The sequence below is a fragment of the Rhizobacter sp. P1_G5 genome (genome assembly GCF_056405435.1).
This window is the reverse complement of sequence record NZ_JBFUCB010000315.1, coordinates 1-6,830: the sequence shown is the minus strand read 5'-3', so window position 1 is coordinate 6,830 and position 6,830 is coordinate 1. Positions and strand designations below refer to the sequence as shown.

The window sequence follows — 6,830 nt, the reverse complement described above, 5'->3', positions numbered from 1 at the left end:
GTGCTGCGCGGCGCGGCGGGTGGCGTGAGGGGCTGGGGGCGACTTCTGGGGCGACGGAGAAGATCGGTTTCGGGGGTGGCGCGCGCCAGCGCGCTTCGTAGACATACTCATCGGCTGTGTTTGACCACAACGAAYGAAGTGAGTGGCGGGAGTTTGCCGATGCACCCCCGAAGCCGAGCTTCTTCGTGCAGTCGGCCCGCCAGGGTCGACCGACCCAGCCGAGCCCCCAGCCCCTCACGCCACCCGCCGCGCCGAGCCAAGCAGAAGCAGCCTCAGTCGGAATCCGGCAGCGGCACCTGCACCACCGGCGGCGCCCCGCGAAACACCGCGACGATGTGCGCGTAGACCATGCCGTTCACGTAGAACAGCAGCACCACCATCGCGATGCGGAACACCTTGATGCCGAGCTTCTGCCAGTCCGAATCGTCCATCGCGAGGAACAGGCCCCATGCGATGCCGCTGCCCAGCAGCAGCAGCGCCGCGAGGCCGAGCATGATCCAGCTGAAGATGGCCATCAGGGGTGCGGGAAGTTGGGGTTGAAGGGCGTCACCACGCCGGGGCCAGCGCGGCGAGGCCCGCCGGCGCTTCGCGTTCGTCCTCGAAGCTGACGATCTCGTAGCTCGATGCATCGGCCAGCACCGCGCGCAGCAGCTTGTTGTTCAGCGCATGGMCCGACTTGTACGCGGTGTACGCGCCGATCAGCGGGTGGCCGGCCACCTGCATGTCGCCGATCGCGTCGAGGATCTTGTGCTTGACGAACTCGTCGTCGTAGCGCAACCCATCGGAGTTCAGCACGCGGTAGTCGTCGACGACGATCACGTTGTCCATGCTGCCGCCCAGGCCCAGCCCGCGCGAACGCATCATCTCGACATCCTTCGTGAAGCCGAAGGTGCGCGCGCGCGCGATGTCGCGCTTGTAGTGGCCCGAGCCCATGTCGAACACCACGCGCTGGCCGGTCTGGTTGACCGCCGGGTGGTCGAAGTCGATCTCGAAGGTCAGCCGGTAGCCGCTGTACGGCTCGAGCCGCACCCACTTCAGCTTCGGCCCCTCGCCCTCGCGCACCTCCACCGGCTTCAGGATGCGCATGAAGCGCTTCGGCGCATCCTGCAGCTCGATGCCCGCCGATTGCAGCAGGAACACGAACGATGCGGCCGAGCCGTCGAGGATCGGCACCTCTTCGGCGGTGATGTCGACGCGCAGGTTGTCGATGCCGAGCCCGGCGCAGGCCGACAGCAGGTGCTCGATGGTGTTGACCTTCGGCGCCCCCGGGTCGCCGTTCAGCGACAGCGTGGTCGCCATGCGCGCCTCCGAGATCGACAGCACCGCCACCGGGATGTCGACCGGMGTCGGCAGGTCGATCCGGCGGAACACGATGCCGGTGTCGGGCGGCGCCGGCCGCAACGTCAGCTCGACGCGCTGGCCGCCGTGCACGCCGACGCCGACGGCGCGCGTCAGGGACTTGAGGGTGCGTTGGGCAAGCATCGAACGATTTTAGGTCCGGACGAGCAAACCCAGCGGCCCCCGTGGAACCGGCTTTGCCGGGCCACTGGGGGCGCCCCCTCGAGGGGGAGGCGCGCCAGCGCCTCGGGGGTGGGTCATCAATCCGCCTGCTTGCGCAGGAACGCCGGGATCTCGATCTCGTCCATCCCGTTGCTCGCCAGCGCATCCACCTTCGCCGCGGCCGTGCGGCCGTTGCGCCAGACGCTCGGCACGCTCAGGCTGCTGTAGTCGTGCGCGCCGCCGCCCGGCGGGTTGACCGGCTGCGTCAGCACCGGGATGTTGTCGGTGCCGGTGCGCTGCGCGACCTGCGTGTGGACCACGCTGATCGGCGCAGCCACGCGCTTGGCCGGGCTCAGGCCGGTGGCGATCACCGTGACGCGCAGCTGGTCGCCCAGGCTCTCGTCGTAGGCGGTGCCGTAGATCACGTGCGCATCGTCCGCGGCATAGCGGCGGATGGTGTTCATCGCGTTGCGGCTCTCGCTCAGCTTGAAGCTGCCCTTGCCGGCAGCGATCAGCACCAGCACGCCGCGTGCGCCGGACAGGTCGATGCCCTCCAGCAGCGGGCAGGCCACCGCCGCATCGGCCGCCTTGTGCGCGCGGTCCGGGCCGCTGGCCGTGGCCGTGCCCATCATCGCCTTGCCCGGCTCGCTCATCACCGTCTTCACGTCCTCGAAGTCGACGTTGACCAGCCCCGGGATGTGGATGATGTCGCTGATGCCGCCGACCGCGTTCTTCAGCACGTCGTTGGCATGCGCGAAGGCCTCGTCCTGCGTCACGTCGTCGCCCAGCACGTCGAGCAGCTTGTCGTTCAAGATCACGATCAGCGAATCGACGTTGGCTTCCAGCTCGGCCAGGCCCGCGTCGGCCGCCTTCATCCGGCGGTTGCCTTCGAAGTCGAACGGCTTGGTGACCACGCCGACCGTCAGGATGCCCATCTCCTTCGCGATGCGCGCGATCACCGGCGCGGCGCCGGTGCCGGTGCCGCCGCCCATGCCGGCGGTGATGAAGAGCATGTTCGCGCCCTTGATCGAGTCGCGGATGCGGTCGACCGCTTCTTCCGCCGCGGCGCGGCCGGCCTCCGGCTTCGCGCCGGCGCCCAGCCCGGTGCTGCCGAGCTGGATCAGGTGGTGCGCCGTCGAGCGGTTCAGCGCCTGCGCGTCGGTGTTCGCGCAGACGAACTCCACGCCTTGCACGCCGCGCGAGATCATGTGGTCGACCGCGTTGCCGCCGCCGCCGCCGACGCCGATCACCTTGATCTGCGTGCCCAGGTCGAAGTCTTCGATCATTTCAATGGCCATGGTGTTCTCCAATCCTTGTTGCAGTTGCCGTTCTGGGGTGGGACTCTGATGAGTCCTCGTCTGGTGTGTTGTTGTTCTTCATGGGGGATACCTGCTGCCACGGAGCTCGAGGCCGAGGCTTGCGGATGCGTTTGTCGTCATGCGCGTTCTCCGTGGTGTGTCAGAAATTGCCGAGGAACCAGTCCTTGGCGCGACCGAAAAGCGTCTTCACCGAACCGGCCTGCTGCGCGGCCTTGATGCCGCGCGCACGGCCGAGCCGCGCCTCCTCGAGCAGGCCCATCACGGTGGCCGAACGGGGGTTCGCCACCATGTCGTGCAGCGAGCCGTGGTAGGTCGGGATGCCCTTGCGCACCGGCTTCAGGAAGATGTCCTCGCCGAGCTCGACCATGCCCGGCATCACCGCCGCGCCGCCGGTCAGCACGATGCCGCTGGACAGCAGCTCCTCGTAGCCGCTCTCGCGGATCACCTGGTGCACCAGCGAGAAGATCTCTTCCACCCGCGGCTCGATCACGCCAGCCAGCGCCTGGCGGCTCAGCATGCGCGGCGCGCGGTCGCCGAGGCCCGGCACCTCCAGGTTCTCGCTCGGGTCGGCCAGCAGCTGCTTGGCCACGCCGTACTCGACCTTGATCTCCTCCGCATCCTTGGTCGGCGTGCGCAGCGCCATCGCGATGTCGCTGGTGATCAGGTCGCCGGCGATCGGGATCACCGCGGTGTGGCGGATCGCGCCGTCGGTGAAGATCGCGACATCGGTGGTGCCGGCGCCGATGTCGACCAGCGCCACGCCCAGGTCCTTCTCGTCCTCGGTCAGCACCGCATGGCTGGACGCGCTCGGGTTCAGCACCAGCTGGTCCACTTCCAGCCCGCAGCGCCGCACGCACTTGACGATGTTCTCGGCCGCGCTCTGCGCGCCGGTCACGATGTGCACCTTCACCTCGAGCCGGCCGCCGCTCATGCCGATCGGCTCCTTGACCTCGTGGCCGTCGATCACGAACTCCTGCGGCTCGACCAGCAGCAGCCGCTGGTCGTTCGGGATGTTGATCGCCTTCGCGGTCTCGACGACGCGCGCCACGTCGACCGGCGTGACCTCCTTGTCGCGCACGATCACCATGCCGGTGGAGTTCTGGCCGCGGATGTGGCTGCCGGTGATGCCGGTGTAGACGCGCGTGATCTTGCAGTCGGCCATCATCTCGGCCTCCTTCAGCGCCTGCTGGATGCTCTGCACCGTCGCATCGATGTTGACCACCACGCCGCGCTTCAGGCCGTGGGCCGAGGCGATGCCGAGCCCGGCGACGCGCAGCTCGCCGTCAGGCAGCACCTCGGCCACCACCGCCATCACCTTCGCGGTGCCGATGTCGAGGCCGACCACCAGGTCCTTGTATTCCTTGGCCATGTTTCGTGTCACCCTCTCATTTCCGTCTGCCGGGGGCCGCAGCCTCCAGCGTCGTGGTGATGCCCTTGAGCCGCACCGCATAGCCTTCGTTGTGTCGCAGGTCGGCATAGACCAGCGGCCGCTGGTAGCGCGCGATCACCTGCGGCAGCGTGCCGAGAAAGCGCTCGACGCGTGCCTGCATTTCCTCATCGGTGCCGCGGCCCAGTTCGACCTCGGCGCCGCTGTCGAACTCCGCATGCCACGAGCCGCGCCCGCTCAACGACAGCGCATCCATCTCCAACTCGTGCCGCGCGAACAGCGGTGCGAGCCGGCGGTACATCGCGAGCACCTGGCCCGAACTGCCGTCCGGGCCGGCCAGCGTCGGCAGCCGGTCGTCTTCCACGTCGCCGAGGTTGGCCTCGAACACCTCGCCCTCGGTGTTGACCAGCTTGTCGCCGTCGTCCTGCGACCACAGCGCCGCGGCGCGGTGCTCCTGCAGCGACACCGCGATCCGGTTCGGCCACACGCGGCGCACGATCGCGTGGCGCACCCACGGCACCGATTCGAAGGCGCGCTGGCCGCGCCCGAGGTCGAACGTGAAGAAGTTGCCGGCGAGCTGCGGCAACGCATTGGCGCGGATCGTCGACACGCTGTTGCGTGCGAGGTCGCCCTCGACGCGGATCGCGCGGATCGCGAACACCGGCTGGCGCGACAGCCACAGCATCAGCAGCGCCATGAAGATCGCCGCGGCCAGCACGAACAACGCCGACGCGCTGGCGTTGAGCAGGCGCACGTCCACCGGCAGCTCGGCGGCCGGTGTGCGGTGGAGTGCGGCGGTGTGGCGCATCGTGGTGTCGGTGGCGTTCAGGCTCGCTGGCTGTCCAGCGTCGCGAGCGACGCGAGGTGCAGGCACAGCTGCTCGTAGCTGATGCCCGCGGCCTTGGCCGACATCGGCACCAGCGAGTGYGAGGTCATGCCCGGCGAGGTGTTCATCTCGAGCAGGAACGGCTGGTTGTCGCGCTTGCGGATCATCAGGTCGGCACGGCCCCAGCCGCGGCAGCCCAGCGTGCGATAGGCCTGCACGACGATGCGCTGGATCTCGGCCTCCAGCGCGGCATCGAGCCCGCTCGGCACGTGGTACTTGACGACGTCGGTGAAGTACTTGTTCTGGTAGTCGTAGGCGCCCTCGGGCGCGGCGATGCGGATCACCGGCAGCGCCTGCGCACCAGCCCCCTGGCCGAGCACCGGGCACGTCACTTCGGCACCGTCGATGAACTCCTCGCACAGCACGTCGGGGTCGTACTTCGCCGACAGCGCGACCGCATCGGCCATGTCGGAGTAGCCCTGCACCTTGCTGACGCCGATCGACGAGCCCTCGCGCGGCGGCTTCACGATCAGCGGCAGCCCGAGCTCGTCGGGCACCGCCTGCACCTGCGCACGGTCCTGGCGATCGGGCGCGAGCCACACGTAGCGCGGCGTCGGCAGGCCGTCGGCGAGCCAGATGCGCTTGGTCATCACCTTGTCCATCGCGATCGCCGAGGCCATCACGCCGGAGCCGGTGTACGGCACGCCCAGCAGTTCGAGCGCGCCCTGCACCGTGCCGTCTTCGCCGTGGCGGCCGTGCAGCGCGATGAAGCAGCGCGCGAAGCCTTCGTGCTTCAGCTCGGCGAGTTCGCGCTCGGCCGGGTCGAAGGCGTGCGCATCGACGCCCTGCGATTGCAACGCGGTCAACACGCCGCCGCCCGACAGCAGCGAGATGTCGCGCTCGGCGGAGCTGCCGCCCAGCAGCACGGCGACCTTGCCGAGCGACTTCGGATCGATGGGGACTTTCGGGTTCAACGGGCTGGACATCACACGCCCTCCTTCAACAGTTCGAGCACCTGGCCCGGCACGGCGCCGATCGAGCCGGCGCCCATCGCGATCACGACATCGCCGTCGCGGGCCTGCGCGGCGATCGTCTCGGGCATCTGCGCGATGTCGTCGACGAAGATCGGATCGACCTTGCCCGCCACGCGCAGCGCGCGCGCCAGCGAGCGGCCGTCTGCCGCGACGATCGGCGCCTCGCCGGCGGCATACACCTCGGCCAGCAGCACCGCATCGGCGCTGCCCATCACCTTGACGAAATCCTCGAAGCAGTCGCGCGTGCGGGTGTAGCGGTGCGGCTGGAACGCGATCACCAGCCGGCGGCCCGGGAAGGCGCCGCGCGCCGCCGCGATCACCGCGGCCATCTCGACCGGGTGGTGGCCGTAGTCGTCGATCAGCGTGAAGTGGCCGCCACCGTTGGCGCTGCGCGCCGCCGGGTCGCCATAGCGCTGGAAGCGCCGGCCGACACCGCGGAACTCGGCCAGCGCCTTGACGAGCGGCGCGTCCGGCAGCTCCAGCTCGGTCGCGACCGCGACGGCCGCGAGCGCGTTCAGCACGTTGTGCTCGCCCGGCAGGTTCAGCGTGATCGCGATGTCCGGCAGCACGACGCCGTTGCGGCGCTGCACCGTGAAGCGCATCTGCCCGCCCGGCAGCGCCTGCACGTCGACCGCGCGCACCTGCACGTCGGGTCCGAGCCCGTAGGTGACGACCGGGCGCGACACCATCGGGATGATCGAGCGCACGCCGGGGTCGTCGCCGCACAGGATGGCCGCGCCGTAGAACGGCATGCGGTGCAGGAA

7 protein-coding genes are annotated in these 6,830 nt (G+C 69.3%); all 7 read right to left on the bottom strand.

What is annotated here, in order from left to right; all coding sequences use genetic code 11:
* Nucleotides 1–272: 272 nt before the first annotated feature.
* A complete protein-coding gene (locus AC1D12_RS20285; protein WP_047505750.1) occupies nucleotides 273–515 on the bottom strand; it encodes a hypothetical protein in 243 nt (80 codons plus the stop codon).
* A gap of 31 nt (nucleotides 516–546) precedes the next feature.
* Nucleotides 547–1,482, bottom strand: coding sequence for a UDP-3-O-acyl-N-acetylglucosamine deacetylase (gene lpxC / locus AC1D12_RS20280; protein WP_477842489.1), 936 nt, complete (start codon nucleotides 1,480–1,482; stop codon nucleotides 547–549).
* Between the two features lie 116 nt (nucleotides 1,483–1,598).
* Nucleotides 1,599–2,798, bottom strand: coding sequence for a cell division protein FtsZ (gene ftsZ, locus AC1D12_RS20275; protein ID WP_047505983.1), 1,200 nt, complete (start codon nucleotides 2,796–2,798; stop codon nucleotides 1,599–1,601).
* 160 nt (nucleotides 2,799–2,958) lie between these two features.
* Nucleotides 2,959–4,188 (bottom strand): cell division protein FtsA, encoded by a 1,230-nt coding sequence (ftsA, locus tag AC1D12_RS20270; protein ID WP_047505746.1) that lies wholly within the window; start codon nucleotides 4,186–4,188, stop codon nucleotides 2,959–2,961.
* 16 nt (nucleotides 4,189–4,204) lie between these two features.
* Complete coding sequence (locus AC1D12_RS20265; protein WP_052211761.1) at nucleotides 4,205–5,014, bottom strand: cell division protein FtsQ/DivIB; 810 nt, start codon at nucleotides 5,012–5,014, stop codon at nucleotides 4,205–4,207.
* 17 nt (nucleotides 5,015–5,031) lie between these two features.
* Complete coding sequence (locus tag AC1D12_RS20260; RefSeq protein ID WP_477842488.1) at nucleotides 5,032–6,018, bottom strand: D-alanine--D-alanine ligase; 987 nt, start codon at nucleotides 6,016–6,018, stop codon at nucleotides 5,032–5,034.
* On the bottom strand, nucleotides 6,018–6,830 hold an 813-nt coding region (locus tag AC1D12_RS20255), incomplete at its 5' end, for a glutamate ligase domain-containing protein (RefSeq protein WP_477842487.1). The genes AC1D12_RS20255 and AC1D12_RS20260, both read right to left, overlap by 1 nt.